The organism is Pseudooceanicola nanhaiensis DSM 18065 (genome assembly GCF_000688295.1).
In the GTDB taxonomy this organism is placed as follows: Bacteria; Pseudomonadota; Alphaproteobacteria; order Rhodobacterales; family Rhodobacteraceae; genus Pseudooceanicola; species Pseudooceanicola nanhaiensis.
Genome location: NZ_JHZF01000013.1, coordinates 317,719 through 336,180, shown reverse-complemented (window position 1 = coordinate 336,180; position 18,462 = coordinate 317,719). Strand labels below are relative to the sequence as shown.

The window sequence follows — 18,462 nt, the reverse complement described above, 5'->3', positions numbered from 1 at the left end:
GCCATACGGCGCGGTATGTGCCTTTGCGGTCAGTCCCCGCCGTTCAATGCGCCTCGGCCCAGTTCGCGCCTTTCCCGGCGTCGACCACCAGCGGCACGGACAGCTTCACCGCCGGGTCCGCCGCGCCTTCCATGACCTCGCGCGCGATCGCGATCACGGCGTCCTCGGCCCCGGCGTCGACCTCGAAGATCAGTTCGTCATGCACCTGCAGCAGCATCCTCGCGGGCAGTCCGGCGATGGCGTCCTCCATCCGGATCATCGCCCGCCGGATCACGTCGGCCGCGGTCCCCTGGATCGGCGCGTTGATCGCGGCGCGGCGGGCAAAGCCCGCGTGCGGCCCGCGCGCGTTGATCTCGGGCGTGTTGATGCGGCGTCCGAAGAGCGTCTGGACATGGCCGTGTTCCTTGGCGAAAGCCACGGTGTCGTCCATGTAGTCCCGGATTCCGGGGAAGCGTTCGAAATAGCGGTCGATGAAGCCCTGCGCCTCGGCCCGCGGGATGCGCAGGTTCCGGGCCAGGCCGAAGCCGGAGATCCCGTAGATCACGCCGAAGTTGATCGCCTTCGCCTGCCGCCGGACGTCGGGCGTCATCTCGGCAAGCGGCACGTTGAACATTTCGGACGCGGTCGCGGCGTGAATGTCCTGCCCGTCGCGGAACGCCTCCTTCAGCGCGTCGATCCCGGCGATGTGGGCGAGGATGCGCAGTTCGATCTGCGAATAGTCAAGCGACAGCAGCACCTTGCCCTCATCCGCCACGAAGGCTTCGCGGATGCGCCGCCCTTCTTCCGTACGCACGGGGATGTTCTGCAGGTTCGGATCGGTCGAAGCCAGTCGTCCGGTGTTGGCGCCCGCGATCGAATAGGAGGTGTGGACCCGCCCGGTCTCGGGGTTGATGTGCTCCTGCAGCGCGTCGGTGTAGGTCGATTTGAGCTTGCTCACCTGCCGCCAGTCGAGGATGCGCGCGGCAAGGTCATGCTCCGTCGCGAGATCCTCCAGCACGTCGGCGGGGGTCGAATACTTGCCGGTCTTGCCCTTCTTGCCGCCCTCCAGCCCCATCCGGTCGAAGAGGATCTCGCCCACCTGGGCCGGGGAGCCCACGTTGAACGTCTCGCCCGCCAGCGCGTGGATCTCGGCCTCGAGCCCCGCCATCGTCTGGCTGAAGGCGTTCGACATGCGGCTGAGCGTGTCGCGGTTCACCTTGATGCCGGCCATTTCCATACGCGCCAGTACGGGAACCAGCGGCCGCTCCAGACTCTCGTAGACCGTGGTGACCTTCTTGCGGTGCAGCTGCGGCTTGAGCACGTGCCAGAGCCGGAGCGTCACATCCGCGTCCTCGGCGGCGTATTTCACCGCATCCTCGATCGGCACCCGGTCAAAGGTGATCATGCTCTTGCCCGAGCCCAGCAGGTCCTTGATCGGGATCGGCGCATGGCCGAGGTAGCGGTCGGACAGCGTATCCATCCCGTGCCCATGTTCGCCGGCATGTTGCGCATAGGAGATCAGCATGGTGTCGTCGATCGGGGCGACGTCGATGCCGTACCGCGCGAGGATCTTCGCGTCGTACTTCATGTTCTGCCCGATCTTCAGGATCGAGGGGTCCTCGAACACCGGCTTGAGCGCGTCCAGAACCTCTGCCATCGGCAGTTGCCCCGCCGCCAGTTCCCCGGTGTCGAAAAGCCCCTCGCCCTCTCCGGCGCGGTGCGCGATCGGGATGTAGCAGGCCTCGCCCGGCGTCACGGCGAGGCAGATGCCGACCAGATCGGCGCGCATCTCGTTGAGCCCGGTCGTCTCGGTATCGACCGCGACATGTCCGACCTCCCGGATCCGGGCGATCCAGTGCTGCAGTGCAGCGCTGTCCTGTACCGCGGCATACGCGGCCGTATCCATAGGCGGCATCTCCGGCGCCTCGGCCTCTGCCGGGGCGGCGACGGAGGGTTCCGGGATCGCCGGCGCCTCGACCCCGATGGCGTCCGAGATGCGCTTGGTCAATGTCCGGAATTCCATCTTGGTCAGGAAGTCCAGCAGCACCTCGGGCACCGGGTCCTGCACCTCGAGATCGTCGAGCGTGAAGTCCAGCGGCGTGTCGCAATCGAGCTGCACGAGGCGGCGCGACAGCCGGATCTGCTCCGCGTTGTCGATCAGGGTCTGCCGGCGCTTCGGCTGCTTGATCTCCTCGGCGCGGGCAAGCAGCGTATCGAGGTCGCCGTATTCGTTGATCAGCAGCGCCGCGGTCTTCACCCCGATCCCGGGCGCGCCCGGCACGTTGTCGACGGAATCCCCCGCCAGCGCCTGCACGTCCACGACACGTTCGGGGAAGACGCCGAACTTCTCGAAGACGCCGTCGCGGTCGATCCGCAGGTTCTTCATCGCGTCCAGCATCTCGACCCCGTCGCCGACGAGCTGCATCAGGTCCTTGTCCGACGAGATGATCGTCACCCGGCCGCCGGCATCGCGGGCCTGGCAGGCGAGGGTGGCGATGATGTCGTCGGCCTCGAAGCCCTCCATCTCCTTGCAGGCTATGTTGAAGGCGATGGTCGCCTCGCGGGTCAGCGGGATCTGGGGCCGCAGGTCTTCGGGCATCGCCTCGCGGTTGGCCTTGTAGAGATCGTAGAGGTCGTTCCGGAAGGTGTGCGACCCCTTGTCGAAGATCACCGCGACATGGGTCGGCGCGTCGGGGCCGGTGTTGCCCTCGACGTAGCGGTGCAGCATGTTGCAGAAGCCCGAGACGGCGCCGATCGGCAACCCGTCGGATTTCCGCGTCAGCGGCGGCAGCGCGTGGTAGGCCCGGAAGATGAAGGCGGACCCGTCGATCAGGTGAAGGTGACACCCCTTGCCGAATGCCATGATGCACCCCTCTGCCAGTTGCCGTACCGGGGACGCCCCCGGTCTTCATCGTTCCAGAAATATGCCCGCCGGAGGTATCGCGGGCAGGGCCCGCGATCCCGCAGCGGCGGGGTCGGGCCGTCAGGCGGGGTTCTCGGACACCCCGGCAGCGGCCTCGTGCCCGCGCAGCACGAATTTCGCGTCGCAATAGCCGCATTCGACGAAGCCCGTCTCGTCCGGGATCAGCAGCCAGACACGGGGGTGGCCAAGCGCACCTTCGCCGCCGTCGCAGGCGACCTTGTGGCTGTCCACGATCCTTGTTTCGGGCGGGTCGATGGGCATGGCGGGTGATCCTTTTCACTGGCGCGTCTCAGGGCCGGACTATGGTGGATCCGGCCGGGCTGGGCAAGAGCAGGGGGCTCACCCTGCGCGCTTCGGACCGTCGCGCCGGTTGCGCGGACGCAGCCGCGCGATCCGAAGATGCAGGCCGGGCTTGCGCCCGGCTTGCCGCCTCAATCGACCTTCTGCAGCATCCGCCCCATGGCGCGCCCGCCCAGCACGTGCAGGTGGAAATGCGGCACCTCCTGCACCCCGTGCTCGCCCGCGTTCGAGATGAAGCGGCAGCCCTCGCCCGCGTCCGCCGTCACCCCCATCTGGCGGCAGACCGCCGCGACGGCGCGGTTGAAGTCCACCAGCTCGGCGTCGCTCGCGGCCTCGCAGAAATGATCGTAGGTGACATAGGCCCCCTTGGGGATCACCAGCACGTGGACCGGGGCCTGGGGGCGGATATCCTCGAAGGCGAGGGTGTGCTCGGTCTCGAGCACGGTCTTGTTGGGGATCTCTCCGCGCAGGATCTTGGCGAAGATGTTCTGGTCGTCATAGGCGTAGGCCATGGGCTCTCCTCAATCGGCAAACAGGGTGTCGGTCCCGGCGATCTCCAGCGCGGCCTCGCGCGGGATGCCGAGGAATTCGGCCAGCGGGCCGGTGGTCCGCTCGGCTGCGTCGGTGTCGCGGATCACGTGGTAATTGTCGAACCCCGCGTCGCGGATCCTGTCGGTCTGGAAGGCGAAATCGTGCCGGAGGGTGGTCAGCAGGCGGTCCATCGCCGCGGGCGGGGTCGTCTCTCCGGCCAGACCCATCCGCACGGCGTGGGCCGTCAGGTAGCTGTCGGGCGTCTCACACTCGATGTCGAGGAAGCGCACCTCGGCCCGGTCCGAGGCGAAGTCGCGCAGGTGGTCGAACCCGGCCGGGTCCATGCAGAGGATCATCCGGTCCGTGGCGTAATAGTCGAAGAGCATGCGCACCAGCGCCCGCCGGTGCCTGTCGCGCTTTTCCAGCGTGGACTGGAGGCCGCCGAGATCGGGCAGGGGGGTTGCCGCGTCCTGGAAGACGTATCCGAGAGCGGGCAGGTTGGTGACCTGCCGGATACGCTCCACCAGACGGCGGGCAAGGTCCCACTTCCGGCAGATCACGATCATCAGGACGCGGTCCCGGCCGATGGAACTTTCGGTTTCCCAGAAGCGCGGGGCGAAGCGGCGCCCGATGCGGCCGCGCCCGGTGAGGAACTGGTGCAGCCTGCGCCCCTCGTCCGAGATCTCGAAGCCTGCGCCCGTCGCTGCCCAGAGCGCGCCGAGCCGCTGCTTCAGCTCTTCCGCCCCGGGCGAGATCTTGCGCGCGAAGAGGTAATCCTGCCCGAGCAGCAGGTCGTAGTGGTCGTTGTAGAAGGTCACCGGCATCCCGTAATCGGTGAACATCAGGAAGGTGAGGCTGCGCGAGCGGATCTCGTCCCCGGGCACGAGGTGACGCACCAGCGTCTGGAAGAAGGTCTCGTCGGGGATCCAGGTGGTGCGGAAGAAGCGCATCACGTCCGGGCGGGCGCGGCAGAAGTCGCGCAGCGCCTCGACCGTCCGGCGGCGCAGGCACCACCATTGGCTGCCGATCATCATCTCGAGATCCGCGGGCACCTTCCGTTGCAGGCCAAGCCGTTTCTGCCAGTCGACCGCCGCGTAGAACAGCCGCTTGTGCTTCCGCTCGTTCAGGAAATGCCGGTAGATCAGCCGCTCCTCGCGCATCCCGGTCTTGATCCAGCCGCTGCGGAAATAGTCGACGCTCTCGATATGGTCGACCTGCGCCGAATCCAGCAGGGCGTGGGCATATTCCGCCGACTTGATCGGCATGCAGTCGCCCGACACCATGTAGAGATGCGTGGCCTTCGGAAAGGCCTCGAGCGCCGCGTCGACCGCGTTCAGCGTCGCCTGCACGAGGGACCATTCGCCCCAGCCGCATTTCACCCGTTTCTTCAGGACCACGACGTCCGGGGTGTCAGAGAGCGCCGCGGCGATCTCGCGATAGGCGGCATCGTCGGCGCGTCCGTCGAAATGGATCACCATGTGATCGCCCGCGGCGGTCAGGCGCCGGGCCTGTGCGATCACGGCCTGCGGGTCCTTGTGGCAGAGAAGTATGAAGGCGATCCGAGCCATGTCCCGCGGGTGTACCTGCAACCTTTTTCCGGTTTCTACCTTGATAGGCAGGAAGCCGCGTTGATTAAACAGGCCGCCTCTGCTTTTTTGGCCGCCATTGCAGCAAAGGCCGCACAAGACCGGCCTCGCAGAGGAGCGTCGGGCCGAGATGGGCTTTCCCGGGACATGGATGACCGAGAGCGAGAGCGTCGTCTACCGCGTGGTGCCGAAATGCGCCTGCTCGACCATCGGGCAGATCCTCTACTACTCGGACCACGGGCGTTTCTACGACGGCGATATCCACGACGCGAAGGAGGGGCTGCACAAGTGGGGCATCGACGCCTCCCAGCCGGTGATCGAGGCGAATGTCTCGGCGCATGGATCCTATGCCTTCACCTGCGTGCGCAACCCCTATGCGCGGATCCTGTCGTCCTTCTTCGACAAGATCTGCGGCATCCAGCGGAACGGGAACCGGTATCGCGGCAACCTCGTGCCGATGCTGGTGCAGAAATACGGGGTCGAGGTCGGCGGCGACGACGGCAAGGAGGAGTTCGACCAGATCCGCTCCTTCCGGCGGTTCCTGCTGTTCGCCCGCGACACCATCCGCTGGCGCAGGCCGATGGACCCGGACATCCACTGGTCGGCCATGTCGGGCCATGTCTCGACCTTCATCGTGAACGGCGGGCGCTACGACCGGATCTTCTGGACCGAAAGGTTCAACGAGGGGATGCAGGCCGTGCTCGACGCGATCGAGACGCCGGTGCCGGTGGACCTTGGCGCGATCCCGCGGTTCAACGAGAGCGAGGGGCACGGGCCGAAGCGGGCGCACCCGGTGGAGGATTACTTCGACGACCTGTCGATGCATCTGGTCTACGAGATCTACAAGGCGGATTTCGACCTGTTCAAGTACGACGCCGCGAACCCCGGCAACAAGATGCCCGTGGGAGAGATCGACCTCGACGAGGTGCACGCGAAGCTGGGGGAGTGAGGGGGCGCGGGGTGAAGCCTGACCCGCGGCGCCCGTCTCGCGATGACGTCCATCAATTCGGTAGGTGAGGCTTAAGCCCGGCACGCCCCGACGATCGAGCTTTTCCCGATGTCCGGAGCAAGGCCGCAGGCCGCCGGACAAGCGCCGGCCCGTCCCCACGGGCTGGCGCTTTGGTGACGCCAGTGCTCCGTTTCGACATGGGCGCTACCACGGTTGGCATAAAGCGCGAGGCTCTTAGGTTGCGCAGCGCCATCCCACGGGCCGGCGCTTGCCCGGCTTGCACCGTGTGGTGGACCGGGGAGGATGGGTTGAAACCCACCCTACGCCGATCGTGGCCACGTAGGGCCGGATTTCAACCCGCCATCCCGTCGCCCTCATGATATGCAGGCCGAGCCCGACCCCTGGCCCTCACCGCTCGTCATGCTCCCCGAGGGTCGGCGAGGGTGTCTCGAGCTTCAGCTCCGCGTCCGAGAACCGGAAGGGAGAGCGGACCGAGGGCACGCCCTCGAGCTCCACCTTCATCCCGCGCGCCTGCACATGCGGATCGGCAAACACCTCTGCCATGTCGTTGATCGGACCGGCGGGAACGTTGTTCTGCTCGCAGGCCGCCAGCAGCTCGGCCTTGGTGAAGCCCTTGATCCGCTCCACCATGATCGGCAGCAGCTCCTCGCGATGCGCCAGCCGGTCGCTGTTGCGCAGGAACCGCGGGTCGTCCTTCAGCTCCGGCACGCCGAGGATGTCGCAGAGCCGCTGGTATTGCCCGTCGTTTCCGGTCGCGACGATCATGTGCCCGTCCGCGGTCTCGTAGACCTGGTAGGGCACCACGTTCGGGTGGGTGTTCCCGGTCCGCACCGGCGGATTGCCGGAGGCGAAGTAGTTCATCGCCTGGTTCGCCATGACCGAGACGGCGCAATCCAGAAGCGCCATGTCGATATGCTGGCCCCGCCCCGTCACGTGGCGCTGCTGGACCGCCGCCAGGATCGCGGTGGTCGAGTAGACGCCGGTGAAGATGTCGGTGATCGCCACGCCCGCGCGCAGCGGCTGGCCGTCGGGCTCGCCGGTGATCGACATGAAGCCCGACATGCCCTGGATGATGTAATCGTAGCCCGGGCGGCGCGCGTAGGGCCCGGTCTGGCCGAAGCCGGTGATCGAGCAGTAGATCAGCCGGGGGTTCAGCTCGGCCAGGCTCTCGTAATCCAGCCCGTATTTCTTGAGGCCGCCGACCTTGAAGTTCTCGATCAGGACGTCGGCGTCCTTCACCAGCTCCTTCACGAAGGCCTGCCCCTCGGGGGTCCGGAAATCGCAGGTCACCGACTGCTTGCCGCGGTTGCAGGAGTGGTAATAGGCCGCCGTCGTCTCGCCGTTGCGGGTGACGTGGGGCGGCCCCCAGGTGCGGGTGTCGTCGCCCTGCGGCGCCTCCACCTTGATCACCTCGGCGCCGAGGTCGGACAGCGTCTGGCCGGCCCAGGGGCCGGCCAGGATACGGGCGAGTTCGACGACCTTCAGGCCGGCCAGGGGGGTCGTCATCAGCCGGCCAGCGCCTCGTCGATCAGTTTCTTCAGGTCGTCCCAGTTCATGTTCGAATGCTTCACGCCGTCGATGAACAGGGTCGGCGTCGAGGTGACCTCGTCCGCCGCCGCGTTCTGCTCGAACCAGGAGACGAGGGTCGTGGCCTTCTCCTCGTCGGCGAGGCAGGTCTCGATTTGCTCGTCGCTCAGCCCGGCGACCTTGCCGATCTTGCGCAGGTTGTCGGCGATGGCGGCGGGCTCGTTGCCGGCGAGCCATTCCTTCTGCTGCTCGTAGAGCATCGAGGAAATGCCGAAGAACCGGTTCGGATCGCAGCGTGCGATCATCGAGGCCCAGAGCCCGAAGCGGTCGAAGAAGACGTCGCGGTAGACCATCTTCACCTTGCCGGTGTCGATGTATTCGCTCTTCAGCTTCTGGAACGGCCCATTGTGGAAATTGGCGCAATGCGGGCAGGTGAAGCTCGCGTATTCCATGAAGGTCACCGGCGCGTCCGGGTCGCCCAGCACCATCTCCTGGATCGACGAGGTGTCGACGGCCTCCGCCGCCTCCGTGTCGCCCTCGGTCGTGGCGGCGTTGATCTGGGTGACGGGGGCGGCGCTTTCGCGGTTCAGGGCCCAGTAGCCCACGCCGCCCGCCGCCACGACGGCCACGCCGCCTCCGAGAAGTGTCCTGCGATCCAAGTCTTATCCTTTCCTAGGTCTTGCGCCTGCTTAGAACATTCCGGCCGAGAGCCTCAAGCGCTGCCCTGAGCCCCTCGTCCGATACGCCCTCCGCACGGTCCCGCGCGGCACTGATGGCCACCGGGTCCGGCGCGGCCGGTTCCGGCTTCGGCGCGGATGTGAAGGCGACCTGCCCCTCGGCAAAGCCGGTCGAGGCGGTCTGGGTGATCCTGATCTTCGCGATGGCATTGTAGCCATAGGCCGCGTTCACCTTCTGGCGCAGCTGCTCCTTCTGCATCTCGACCAGCGGGGCACGGGCCCCGTCGGTCAGCAGCGTCAGCGTGGCGCCGAAGTTCTGGCGACCGTATTTGACCTCGACCGGCCGCGCCATGGCGGCAAGGTCGGGGCCCGCGATCTCGTCCCAATGGGTGAGCAGCCGGGTCACCGCGAAGCCGCGGCTTTCTCCGGCACGGCGGATGCGGCCCTCCAGCAGGCTGGCGGTCCGCTTGAAGCCGTAGGTTGTGGTGCTGCGGCGCTTCATGGTTGCTTCCCTCGGTCCGGCCCTATTCTAGTGGCCCGGGACGTGAGGGCCAGCAAGGAAGTTGCAAGGGGGATAAAGATTGCGTGACGGTGCGACAAGCGGCGCGTTGCTGGACTGGTACGACATCCACGCGCGGGACATGCCGTGGCGGGTGAGCCCGGCAGACCGTGCCGCGGGCGTACGCCCCGATCCCTATCGCGTCTGGCTGTCCGAGGTGATGCTCCAGCAGACCACCGTCGCCGCGGTGCGGGATTACTTTGCCCGCTTCACTGCGCTCTGGCCGACCGTCGGCGATCTCGCTGCCGCGGAGGACGGGCGGGTGATGGCGGAATGGGCGGGGCTCGGCTATTACGCCCGCGCGCGGAACCTGCTGAAATGCGCCCGCGCGGTGGTGCGCGATCATGGCGGGGTCTTCCCCGACACGCGCGAGGCGCTGATGAGCCTGCCGGGGATCGGGCCCTACACCGCCTCGGCCATTTCCGCGATCGCCTTCGACCGGGCGGAGACGGTCGTCGACGGCAACGTGGAACGGGTGATGGCGCGGCTGCATGACGTCCACACGCCCCTGCCCGCGGCCAAGCCCGAGCTGACGGCGCTCGCCGCGCTGCACACGCCCGAAGCCCGGCCCGGGGATTACGCGCAGGCCGTCATGGACCTTGGCGCGACGATCTGCACGCCGCGCAGCCCCGCCTGCGGGATCTGCCCGTGGCGCGATCCCTGCGCCGCCCGCGCCGAGGGCACCGCGCCGGAGCTGCCGAAGAAGACGCCGAAGAAACAGAAACCCGTCCGGCACGGCGTCGTCTTCATCGGGCGGAGCCGCGACGGCGCCTGGCTGATGGAGCGGCGACCCGAGAGCGGGTTGCTGGGCGGCACGCTCGGCTGGCCCGGAACCGCCTGGGTCGCGGTGTCGGAGGAGGTGCCCGAGGCCATTCCGCCGGCGGAGGCCGAATGGCGCCTTCTCCCGGCCGAGGCGCTGCACACCTTCACGCATTTCCACCTGCGGCTCTCGATCATGGTGGCCGAAGGGCTGCCCGCGTCGGGGGGCGAGACCGCCTCGGCCACGCTGCGCCCCGGCGCGCAGGGATGGGTGCCGCGCGGGGATTTCCGCCCTTCGGACATGCCGACCGTGATGCGCAAGGCATTTGACCTTGCGCGGTCGGCCATGGACAATGATGCCTAGGCGGGGCCAACCCGCCAGAGCCGAGAGCAGCCGATGACCTCCCCGGACACGACCTCCAGACTGACCGCCGCCCTGCCGTTCGCGCTGTCGCTGCTGACGGTGCCGCTGGCGTGGGTCGGCGCGCTGCAGGGCGGCTGGACCGTGGCGCTCCTGCCGCTCTACGTCTGGTGGGTCATCACCGGGATGGACGCGCTGATCGGCGTGAACCTCGAGAACGCGAACCCCGAGACGCCCGAGGACGAGCTGGGCTGGTATCGCCTGCTTACCATGGTCTGGTTCCCGGTGCAGTTCGTCACGGTCTTCGGCCTGATCTGGTATGTCACCCGGGCGGATCACCTGGGCCTTGCCGAACGGCTGGTGCTGTTCTTCGGCGTGGGTGTGATGACCGGCTCGATCGGGATCGTCTATGCGCACGAGCTTGTGCACCAGCGGAACAGGATCGAACGCTGGCTGGGCGACCTGCTGCTGGCGAACGTGCTCTATTCCCATTTCCGGACCGAGCATCTGCTGGTCCATCACGTCGATGTCGGCACCCCCCGCGACGCGGTGACGGCGAGGTACAACGAGGGCTTCCACCGCTATTTCTTCCGCGTGCTGCGGCAATGCCCGCCCTCGGCCTGGGCCGCCGAGAAGCGGATGCTGGCGCGGCGCAAGGCCGGCGTCTGGGACCGGCGCAATCCCTTCTGGCGCTATGCCGCGCTTCAGGCGGGGATGCTGCTGCTCGCGCTGATCGTCGGAGGCTGGGCCGGGCTGGGGCTCTTCGTCTTTCAGGCCATCGTGGCGATCTGGCAGCTCGAGCTGACGAATTACGTCGAACATTACGGGCTGACGCGGAAATACCTCGGCCGGGGCCGGTTCGAACATGTTCGGCCGCATCACAGCTGGAACGCCTCGCACAAGGCGTCGAACTGGCTGCTCATCAACCTGCAGCGCCATTCGGATCATCACTACAAGCCCGACCGGCGGTTCCCGCTGCTCCAGACCTATTCCGAGGACGAGGCGCCGCAGCTGCCCTACGGCTACCCGCTGATGGGAACGCTGGCGATGATCCCGCCGGTCTGGCGACGCGTGATGAACCCCCGGGTCCGGCAATGGCGCCGCGCGCATTACCCTGAGATCACGGACTGGGCGCCCTACAAGTCAGGGGTCCACGCCGATTAGGAGAGCCCCCTTTCGGCAATCTCCTTCCGCGCCTTCTCGCTCTTGTCCGGAGAGGCGCCCAGCCTTGCCATCGCCCCGTCCGTCTTGGTGAACTGGATGTCGCGGTATTCCACCACCTCGATGCGGTTGCCCCAGGGGTCGCGGAAATCGAGGAACGGACCCTCGACCATCTCGGCGCCGGCGGCCCTGGCCAGCGCCGCAACCTGCGAGCGGTCCTCGACCACCAGCCCGAAATGGCGGTGCCGGTCGGGTCCCTGTTCACGGCCGCGGGACAGCGCGATGAACTGGTCGCCCATGTCGATGAACGCCATGTCGAGCGTGCCGTCCTTCGCCTTGTTCTGGCCCCGCAGCTCGAAGGCGAAGATCCTGCCGTAGAACGCGAGCGCGGCGTCGACGTCGCCGACCTCGAGCGCGATGTGATTGATCCCGACCAGCCGGGCCCTGCCGTCGTCCGCCATGTGAAATCCTCCGTGTCAGGGTCTGATCTAGCGCCCTGACGGGCCCTGCCCATCATCGGGTGGCGCGGGTGAGGTCACCAAAAAAGAGCCCCGCCTCTTGCGAGACGGGGCACAGGTGCGCGCCGCACGCGGATTGCGCGGCGCTGGCGGTGTTCAACTGTTGGAAATCGTCGGCCCCGGTCTCAGATCATCTCGGACCGGATTTGTTGGCGGAGCAGGTCGATCGGCACGGTCTTTCCGTCCCGGCGGAAGCACCAGTAGGTCCAGCCGTTGCAGGACGGCGCCCCTTCCAGATGCGCGCCGACCTGGTGGATCGAGCCCTTCACATCCTCGCCGATCAGCGTGCCGTCGGCGCGGACCTTGGCCTTGTGGCGGCCGTTCATCGAGAAAAGCTCCTCGCCCGGCCGCAGCATGCCGCGTTCCACGAGCTGCCCGAAGGGCACCCGGGGCTCGGCGCGCTTGCTGGTGGAGACCTGCAGCGCCTCGCGGTCGTATTTGCGGACGTGCCTGAGCCGTTCCGCGGCGACCTTGCGATAGGCTTCCTCGCGCTCGATGCCGATGAAGTGGCGGCCGAGCATCTTGGCCACGGCGCCGGTCGTGCCGGTGCCGAAGAACGGGTCGAGCACGACGTCGCCCGGGTTCGTCGCCCCGACCAGCACCCGGTGCAGCAACGCCTCGGGCTTCTGGGTCGGATGCGCCTTGTCGCCGTTCGCGTCCTTCAGGCGTTCGCCCCCGTTGCAGATCGGGATCACCCAGTCCGAGCGCATCTGCACGCCTTCGTTCAGCGCCTTCAGCGCCTCGTAGTTGAAGGTGTATTTCGCGCCCTCGGACTTCGACGCCCAGATCATCGTCTCGTGCGCATTGGTGAAGCGCTTGCCGCGGAAGTTCGGCATCGGGTTCGACTTGCGCCAGACCACGTCGTTCAGGATCCAGTAGCCCATGTCCTGGAGCGAGGCGCCCACGCGGAAGATGTTGTGGTAGGACCCGATGACCCAGATCGCCCCGTCGGGCTTCAGCACCCGGCGCGCGGCGGCGAGCCATTCGCGGGTGAACTGGTCATAGGCCTGGAAGCTCGCGAACTGGTCCCAGTGGTCGTCCACCGCGTCCACCCGGGAATTGTCCGGCCGGTGCAGGTCGCCGCGCAACTGCAGATTGTAGGGCGGATCCGCAAAGATGAGGTCGATCGAGTTTTCCGGGAGGGCGTTCATCGCCTCCACGCAATCACCCGCAATGATACTGTCCAGCGGCAGCGGAGCTGCCTTCTGCGATCTCGTCTTCGTCATTCTCTGCCTCTGTCCCGGCGCAATTGGTTGCGCTCTGTGGTTGCACAGAAAGATGAGTCAAAGCCGAATCGTGGTCAATTTCTATTTTTGAATCAAGAACTTAGTTTGAGCTCTTTACACAAGATATTGTGGACCGGCGCGAAGGACCGCCTATGGTGTGGGGTCACCCCGAGATTTAGCAAAGCGTCGCTGTGGCTTTTCGATCCATAACCGGCGTTGGTCTCCCAGCCGTAGCCGGGGAAGTGTTGCGCCAAGTCCCGCATGATCGCGTCTCGGGCGACCTTGGCCACGATCGAGGCCGCGGCGATGGACAGCGACCGCCCGTCGCCCTTCACGATCGTCTCGCAGGGCAGGTCCAGATCCCGCGGGATCATGTTGCCGTCGATCAGCACGTGGCAGGGCGGAGACGACAGCCCCGCGATGGCCCGGCACATGGCGATGTGGCTGGCGCGGAGGATGTTGTGGGTGTCGATCTCCTCGACGCTGGCATGGGCGATGCAGACCTCGGCCGAGACATGGATCAGCTCGGACAGCGCGACCCGCCGCTTCTCGGTCAGCTTCTTGGAATCGTTGAGCCCCTCGGGGATGCGCTGGACGTCCAGCACCACCGCTGCTGCGGTCACCGGCCCGGCGAGCGGGCCGCGGCCGACCTCGTCGACGCCGGCGATGCGGATGGCGCCGCGGGCACGGGCGGCGGTTTCGAAGAACAGGTCGGGGGCATCCATGCCCACGGGATAATCGGGACGCGGCGCGAAGAAAAGCCGCGCGGCCGGGTTATCCACGCAAAAAGGGGGAGCGGCTTGCGCTCCCCCTCCGTCAGGTCGGCCCCGACGCTGCTCAAACCGCCGGGGCCTGGCCCCCGCCGCACCGGATCGGGCGGGGGCGTTCGCTGTCTCAGTTCACGCGGATGCCGTTCCGGGCCAGGCAGCGGCTGTCGTAGATGAAGCGCGGGCCGCGGTTGGCGCGGGTGGCGGTGACGCACTGGCCGGGGATGGCGTTGGCAAGGCGCGCGTCACGCTGGACGCAGCGGTAGCCGTAGCCGGCGATCGTGCCGCGCGGGGTGCGGACGTCGACACGGCATTCGGCGGGCATGCTGATCCGGCGGTCATGACGGTCATGACGGTCATGGCGGTTCCAGCGGTGGCCGTCGCGCCGGTCGCGCCGGTCGTAGCGGTCATGCCGGTTATCGTACCGGCTGACGTGATCCCGCTTGTCGTCCTTCTTCTTCGAATCGTGGATCGCCTTCCCGATGATGACGAGCGCGGTCGCCCCGGCGAGGAACTTCATGATGTCCTGGTTGTCGGCCCGTGCGGGGGCGGAGACGGCCGTGACCGCGAGTGCGGCGGCGAGGATGGTGGCGATGAACTTGCGACCCATTGTTTCGGTCCTTTCGGTTGCGGGCACCCGGCCCGGGTACTGTGACCCCGGACAAGCCCGGGAGGCGATGAACCGAAACTGGGGCCGAACCGCGAAATCGGGCAATAACAGCGCGTCGCTATCCGATAACAGGCGCCCGGAAGCGCCGCGAAGCCCTTGTGTTATTGAATATCCGCCGGCTTGTCGGCATCTATTGGCGCATGACACGCTTCCTCCTTCCCCTCCTCGCCGCAGCCGTTATCACGGCCCTTCCGGCCATCGCCGAAGCCGCCTGCTACGCCGATTACAAGGCGCGGCGGGACAACCCGCTGAAACTGCATTACGGGGTGATGCAGGTCTCGTCCTGTGACCGCGGCGCGGCCCAGGGAGAGGTGGCGGACCGGCTTGCGCGGAACGGCTGGACGCTGCTCAATGTGCTGGGCACGTTCGACGAATCCGGGCTGGAGAAGAGGAAGGCCAATGCAGGAGAATACTACCTTCGCTTCTGACGCGCGGCGCACCGGCACGCGGGCCGTCACCATCGGCCTCGGTGCCATCGTGGCGCTGCTGGTCCTTGCGGGGGTGCTTCTGTTCGTCAACCTGCCCGACGCCAACGCCTTCAACGACCGCGTGGCGCGGATCTTCGCCGAGAACGACAACCTGCAGAGCCAGGGCGAGGTGAAGCTTCTGGAGATTCTCGCCCAGTCCGGCACCGCCTTCTCGGAAGTGCTGGCCAGCTACCGCACCGTGATCTTCGTGCTTCTGGTGTTCTCCACCGCGCTGCTGCTGGCGGCGCTCGTCTTCCTTGTCCTGCTGGTGACGATGAACCGCCGGATGGCTCAGATCGAACGGGCGGGGATCGAGGTGAACTCGCTGCTCATCTCGCGCGACGAGAAGACCGTCTACCTCAACAACCTCGGCTTCAAGCTGACCGATGCCGCGATGGAGACGCTCGCCGTCCTCGCCGAGGCGCGGATGGACGACGACGTGCTCTCGGGGATCCAGATCGAATCGATGATCTCGGGCCGGCCCGAAGCCGATTGCGAGGAGGCCGCGGGAGCCACCCGGATCAAGCGGCTCCGCGACACGCTGGGCAACCAGATCGTGTCGGAGCTTCTGGTGAAGAACATCGCCCGCCGCGGCTACATGCTGGCGGTCGGCAAGGATGTCATCCGCGTGATCTGAGCGCCGCGAGCCGCGCCCGCGCCTCGGCCCCCGTCATCCGCGGAGAGCGCCCGGCCGCGAATGCCTCTTCCGTCATCGCGATCACCGCGTCGATCACCGGGGTCGGCACGCCGGTCTCCCGCCCCGCCTCGGCCACCTTGCCGTTGAGCCAGGGCAGCTCGGATCGCCTGCCCGCCGCCAGATCGCCCGCCATCGAGGTCCGCGCCTCGGGCGCCACCCGCAGCATGGCCCCGGCGATCACCCGGAACAGCGGCGTCGGCAGGCGCATCACCAGGGGCGCGAGCCGCGGCTGCACCTTCCCGATCCGCTCCAGCGCGATACCCTTCGCCCGGGCCACCGCGATCGTCTCTTCCGCGCAGGCCGCCGAGATGCGCCGCCAGTCGCGGTCCATCAGGTGATCGCGCAGCGGCAGGCCCGAGAGCGCATTGAGCGGGTTGTTGAGGTTCAGGATCAGCTTCGACCATTGCACCCCGGTCATGTTCCGGTGCACCGCCGCCGGAAGTCCCGCGCCGCGCATCTGGTCGGCCAGACGCTCCGCCGCGGGACCGACGAGGATCTCGCCCTCCGATGCCTGCCGGTAGTCGCCCGGCGCGGGCGAGATCACGTTGAAGCCGACCATCCCCGGCACCACGCGCCCCGGCCCCAGCCGTGCCGACAGCGTTTCGACGTTGCCCAGCCCGTTCTGCAGGCTGACCACCGGCGCGCCCTCCGGCGCATGGGCCGCGATCGTCCGGGCGGCCGCGGCGGTGTCGCCGCTCTTGGTGCACAGAAGGATCGTCTCGGCCCCGTGCAGCCCCTCCGGCCCGGCGAGCGTAATATCGTGCACCGAGACGCCGCGGGCCGGGCCGCCCTGCGGGTGCAGGACGATCCCCTCGGCCAGGGCCTCGGGCGGACCGGCGCGGCCGATGAAGGTCACCGACAGCCCCGATGCGGCGAGCATGCCCCCGACATAGCCGCCGATGGCCCCGGCACCGAGGACCGCGATCATCCCGCCGCCCGCCCGGCCTGCCGCCCCGAGAAGAGACAGCCGCCCAGGAACGTCCCTTCCAGCGCGTTGTAGCCGTGGTAGCCGCCGCCGCCGAACCCGGCCGCCTCTCCGGCCGCGTAGAGACCCTCGATCGGCGCGCCGCCCGCGCCCATCACCTTGCCGTCGAGGTCGGTCTCGATCCCGCCGAGGGTCTTGCGCGTCAGGATGTGCAGCTTCACCGCGATCAGCGGCCCGTTCCCCGGATCGAGGATCGCGTGCGGTCTGGCCGTCCGGATCAGCCGGTCGCCCCGATAGGCCCGCGCACCGCGCAGGGCGGTGACCTGCGCATCCTTGCCGAACGGGTTGGAGAGCTGCCGGTCCCGCGCGAGGATCTGCTCGCGCAGGGATTGCAGGTCGATCCGTCCGGTGCCGATCCGGTTCATCCCCGCGACCAGCGTCTCGAGGTCGTCGGCCACGACGAAATCCGCGCCCTTCGTCTTGAAGGCCTCCACCGGCGGCGGCGCGCCCTTTCCGCGGCGGGATTTCAGGACCTGCGCCCAGCTTGCCGCGGTCAGGTCCGGGTTCTGCTCGGACCCCGACAGCGCGAATTCCTTCTCGATGATCTTCTGGGTCAGGACGAACCATGAATGGTCATGGCCCCGGGTGCAGATCTCGCGCAGCGTCCGCATCGTGTCGAATCCCGGCAGACAGGGTGCCGGCAGTCGCCGCCCCTCGGCATCGAACCACAGCGATGAGGGGCCGGGCAGGATCCGGATGCCGTGATGCGGCCAGATCGGATCCCAGTTCCGGATCCCTTCGGTATAGTGCCACATCCGGTCGCGGTTGATGACCGAGACGCCCGCGGCCTCGGCGATCCCGATCATCCGCCCGTCCACATGCGCGGGCACGCCCGAGATCATCGTTGCCGGCGGCGGACCAAGCCGGGCCTCGGGCCAGTTCTTCCGCACGAGGTCGAAATTCGCCCCGATCCCGCCGGAGGCGAGGATGACGACATCCGCCTCGATCCGGAAGTCGCCCGTCACCTCGCGCGAACTCTCGGCCCCGCGCGCGACGGAGCTGTCCGCCAGGATCGACCCCGCCACGGCCGCAACCTTGCCGCCCGAGATCTCCAGCCCGTCCACCCGGTGGCGGAACCCGAAGCTGATCCGCCCGGCCTCCTCGTGCTCCAGAACGCTCTGGACGAAGGGCGCCAGCACGCCCGGCCCGGTGCCCCAGGTCAGGTGAAAGCGCGGCACCGAATTGCCGTGCCCGTCCGCGTGGCCGCCGCCACGCTCGGCCCAGCCGACGACCGGAAACCAGCTCAGCCCCAGGCCCTTCAGCCAGGCCCGCATCTCGCCGGACGCGAAGTCGAGATAGGCCGAGGCCCATCGGCGCGGCCATCCGTCCTCGGGCCGGTCGAAGCCGGCCGAGCCCATCCAGTCGCCCCGCGCCAGTTCGATCGAATCGCGGATTCCCATCCGCCGCTGTTCCGGCGTGTCGACCATGAACAGCCCGCCGAGCGACCAGAACGCCTGACCGCCAAGGTTCTGCCGGCCCTCCTGGTCGAGGATCCTGACGTTCAGGCCGCGTTCCGCCAGTTCATGCGCCGCCACCAGCCCCGCCAGTCCCGCGCCCACAACGATCACGTCGCCGGTCATCCGCTCCTCCCGCTGCTGCGGATCCAGCCTAGCCGCAAGGTGACGTAAACGGAAAGAGGGGAGGCGGAGCCGGACCGCACGCCGCCGAGGCAGGGCCCGATGAGAGGCCCGCCCGGCGTCCTGCGGGCGCGCATTGTGTCGGGGCGCGCAAGGCTGCCCGCCCGCGCGAGGGACCGGCCAGGGGTGAGCACGGCGCGATGGCGTGGCTCGCAACCGTCT

General features: G+C 67.8%; 18 protein-coding genes. 5 read left to right on the top strand and 13 right to left on the bottom strand.

Translation table 11 applies throughout. The features are described from left to right. Positions 1-43: 43 nt before the first annotated feature. From polA to Q344_RS0111685, 4 genes are all read right to left on the bottom strand, one after another. Positions 44-2,842: a DNA polymerase I gene (polA, locus tag Q344_RS0111700; RefSeq protein WP_028286866.1), complete on the bottom strand. Its 2,799-nt coding sequence runs from the start codon at positions 2,840-2,842 to the stop codon at positions 44-46. A 120-nt stretch (positions 2,843-2,962) separates the two neighbouring features. After that, positions 2,963-3,163 carry a zinc-finger domain-containing protein gene (locus tag Q344_RS0111695; RefSeq protein ID WP_028286865.1) on the bottom strand — a complete coding sequence of 67 codons (201 nt, stop codon included), beginning with the start codon at positions 3,161-3,163 and terminating at the stop codon, positions 2,963-2,965. 170 nt (positions 3,164-3,333) lie between these two features. After that, positions 3,334-3,714: an HIT domain-containing protein gene (locus Q344_RS0111690; RefSeq protein WP_028286864.1), complete on the bottom strand. Its 381-nt coding sequence runs from the start codon at positions 3,712-3,714 to the stop codon at positions 3,334-3,336. A 9-nt stretch (positions 3,715-3,723) separates the two neighbouring features. Continuing rightward, the gene (locus Q344_RS0111685; RefSeq protein WP_028286863.1) at positions 3,724-5,301 is read right to left on the bottom strand and encodes a DUF5928 domain-containing protein; all 1,578 of its coding nucleotides are present in this window, start codon (positions 5,299-5,301) and stop codon (positions 3,724-3,726) included. A 148-nt stretch (positions 5,302-5,449) separates the two neighbouring features. Here Q344_RS0111685 and Q344_RS0111680 point away from each other — a divergent pair, with 148 nt between their 5' ends. After that, positions 5,450-6,268: a sulfotransferase family protein gene (locus Q344_RS0111680; RefSeq protein WP_028286862.1), complete on the top strand. Its 819-nt coding sequence runs from the start codon at positions 5,450-5,452 to the stop codon at positions 6,266-6,268. A 408-nt stretch (positions 6,269-6,676) separates the two neighbouring features. Here the strand turns inward: Q344_RS0111680 and Q344_RS0111675 are convergent, their stop codons facing one another. Genes Q344_RS0111675 through Q344_RS0111665 form a run of 3 tightly spaced genes read right to left on the bottom strand, consistent with a single transcriptional unit; the run spans position 6,677 to position 8,995 of the window. Beyond that, a complete protein-coding gene (locus Q344_RS0111675) occupies positions 6,677-7,795 on the bottom strand; it encodes a CaiB/BaiF CoA transferase family protein (RefSeq protein WP_028286861.1) in 1,119 nt (372 codons plus the stop codon). Further along, on the bottom strand, positions 7,795-8,475 hold the full coding sequence (locus Q344_RS0111670) for a DsbA family protein (RefSeq protein WP_028286860.1): 681 nt from the start codon (positions 8,473-8,475) through the stop codon (positions 7,795-7,797). The genes Q344_RS0111675 and Q344_RS0111670 overlap by 1 nt, the downstream gene beginning before the upstream one ends. Before the next feature lie 13 nt (positions 8,476-8,488). Further along, positions 8,489-8,995 carry a DUF721 domain-containing protein gene (locus Q344_RS0111665; RefSeq protein WP_028286859.1) on the bottom strand — a complete coding sequence of 169 codons (507 nt, stop codon included), beginning with the start codon at positions 8,993-8,995 and terminating at the stop codon, positions 8,489-8,491. A gap of 79 nt (positions 8,996-9,074) precedes the next feature. Here Q344_RS0111665 and Q344_RS0111660 point away from each other — a divergent pair, with 79 nt between their 5' ends. Further along, a complete protein-coding gene (locus tag Q344_RS0111660; protein ID WP_028286858.1) occupies positions 9,075-10,175 on the top strand; it encodes an A/G-specific adenine glycosylase in 1,101 nt (366 codons plus the stop codon). Between the two features lie 33 nt (positions 10,176-10,208). Next, positions 10,209-11,336: an alkane 1-monooxygenase gene (locus Q344_RS0111655; RefSeq protein WP_028286857.1), complete on the top strand. Its 1,128-nt coding sequence runs from the start codon at positions 10,209-10,211 to the stop codon at positions 11,334-11,336. Here the strand turns inward: Q344_RS0111655 and Q344_RS0111650 are convergent. The 4 genes from Q344_RS0111650 to Q344_RS23825 form a co-directional block, all read right to left on the bottom strand. Continuing rightward, positions 11,333-11,794: a VOC family protein gene (locus Q344_RS0111650; protein ID WP_028286856.1), complete on the bottom strand. Its 462-nt coding sequence runs from the start codon at positions 11,792-11,794 to the stop codon at positions 11,333-11,335. The genes Q344_RS0111655 and Q344_RS0111650 overlap by 4 nt on opposite strands. Positions 11,795-11,976: 182 nt before the next feature. Beyond that, the gene (locus Q344_RS0111645) at positions 11,977-13,077 is read right to left on the bottom strand and encodes a site-specific DNA-methyltransferase (protein ID WP_028286855.1); all 1,101 of its coding nucleotides are present in this window, start codon (positions 13,075-13,077) and stop codon (positions 11,977-11,979) included. Positions 13,078-13,169: 92 nt separating this feature from the next. Then, a complete protein-coding gene (locus tag Q344_RS0111640) occupies positions 13,170-13,802 on the bottom strand; it encodes a ribonuclease HII (RefSeq protein ID WP_028286854.1) in 633 nt (210 codons plus the stop codon). A 169-nt stretch (positions 13,803-13,971) separates the two neighbouring features. Further along, positions 13,972-14,454, bottom strand: coding sequence for a hypothetical protein (locus tag Q344_RS23825; protein WP_036539157.1), 483 nt, complete (start codon positions 14,452-14,454; stop codon positions 13,972-13,974). Positions 14,455-14,654: 200 nt separating this feature from the next. On the opposite strand from Q344_RS23825, the gene Q344_RS0111630 reads away from it, so the two are divergent. Together Q344_RS0111630 and Q344_RS0111625 are read left to right on the top strand one after the other, a co-directional pair. Then, positions 14,655-14,942: a hypothetical protein gene (locus Q344_RS0111630; protein ID WP_028286853.1), complete on the top strand. Its 288-nt coding sequence runs from the start codon at positions 14,655-14,657 to the stop codon at positions 14,940-14,942. Further along, positions 14,914-15,618 carry a winged helix-turn-helix domain-containing protein gene (locus Q344_RS0111625; protein ID WP_028286852.1) on the top strand — a complete coding sequence of 235 codons (705 nt, stop codon included), beginning with the start codon at positions 14,914-14,916 and terminating at the stop codon, positions 15,616-15,618. Before Q344_RS0111630 ends, Q344_RS0111625 begins: the two co-directional genes overlap by 29 nt. Here Q344_RS0111625 and Q344_RS23820 read toward each other — a convergent pair. Both Q344_RS23820 and Q344_RS0111615 read right to left on the bottom strand, forming a co-directional pair. Continuing rightward, complete coding sequence (locus tag Q344_RS23820) at positions 15,602-16,606, bottom strand: 2-dehydropantoate 2-reductase (RefSeq protein ID WP_036539154.1); 1,005 nt, start codon at positions 16,604-16,606, stop codon at positions 15,602-15,604. The two genes, Q344_RS0111625 and Q344_RS23820, sit on opposite strands and share 17 nt — an antisense overlap. After that, the gene (locus Q344_RS0111615; RefSeq protein ID WP_028286851.1) at positions 16,603-18,243 is read right to left on the bottom strand and encodes an FAD-binding dehydrogenase; all 1,641 of its coding nucleotides are present in this window, start codon (positions 18,241-18,243) and stop codon (positions 16,603-16,605) included. The genes Q344_RS23820 and Q344_RS0111615 overlap by 4 nt, the downstream gene beginning before the upstream one ends. Positions 18,244-18,462 lie beyond the last annotated feature (219 nt).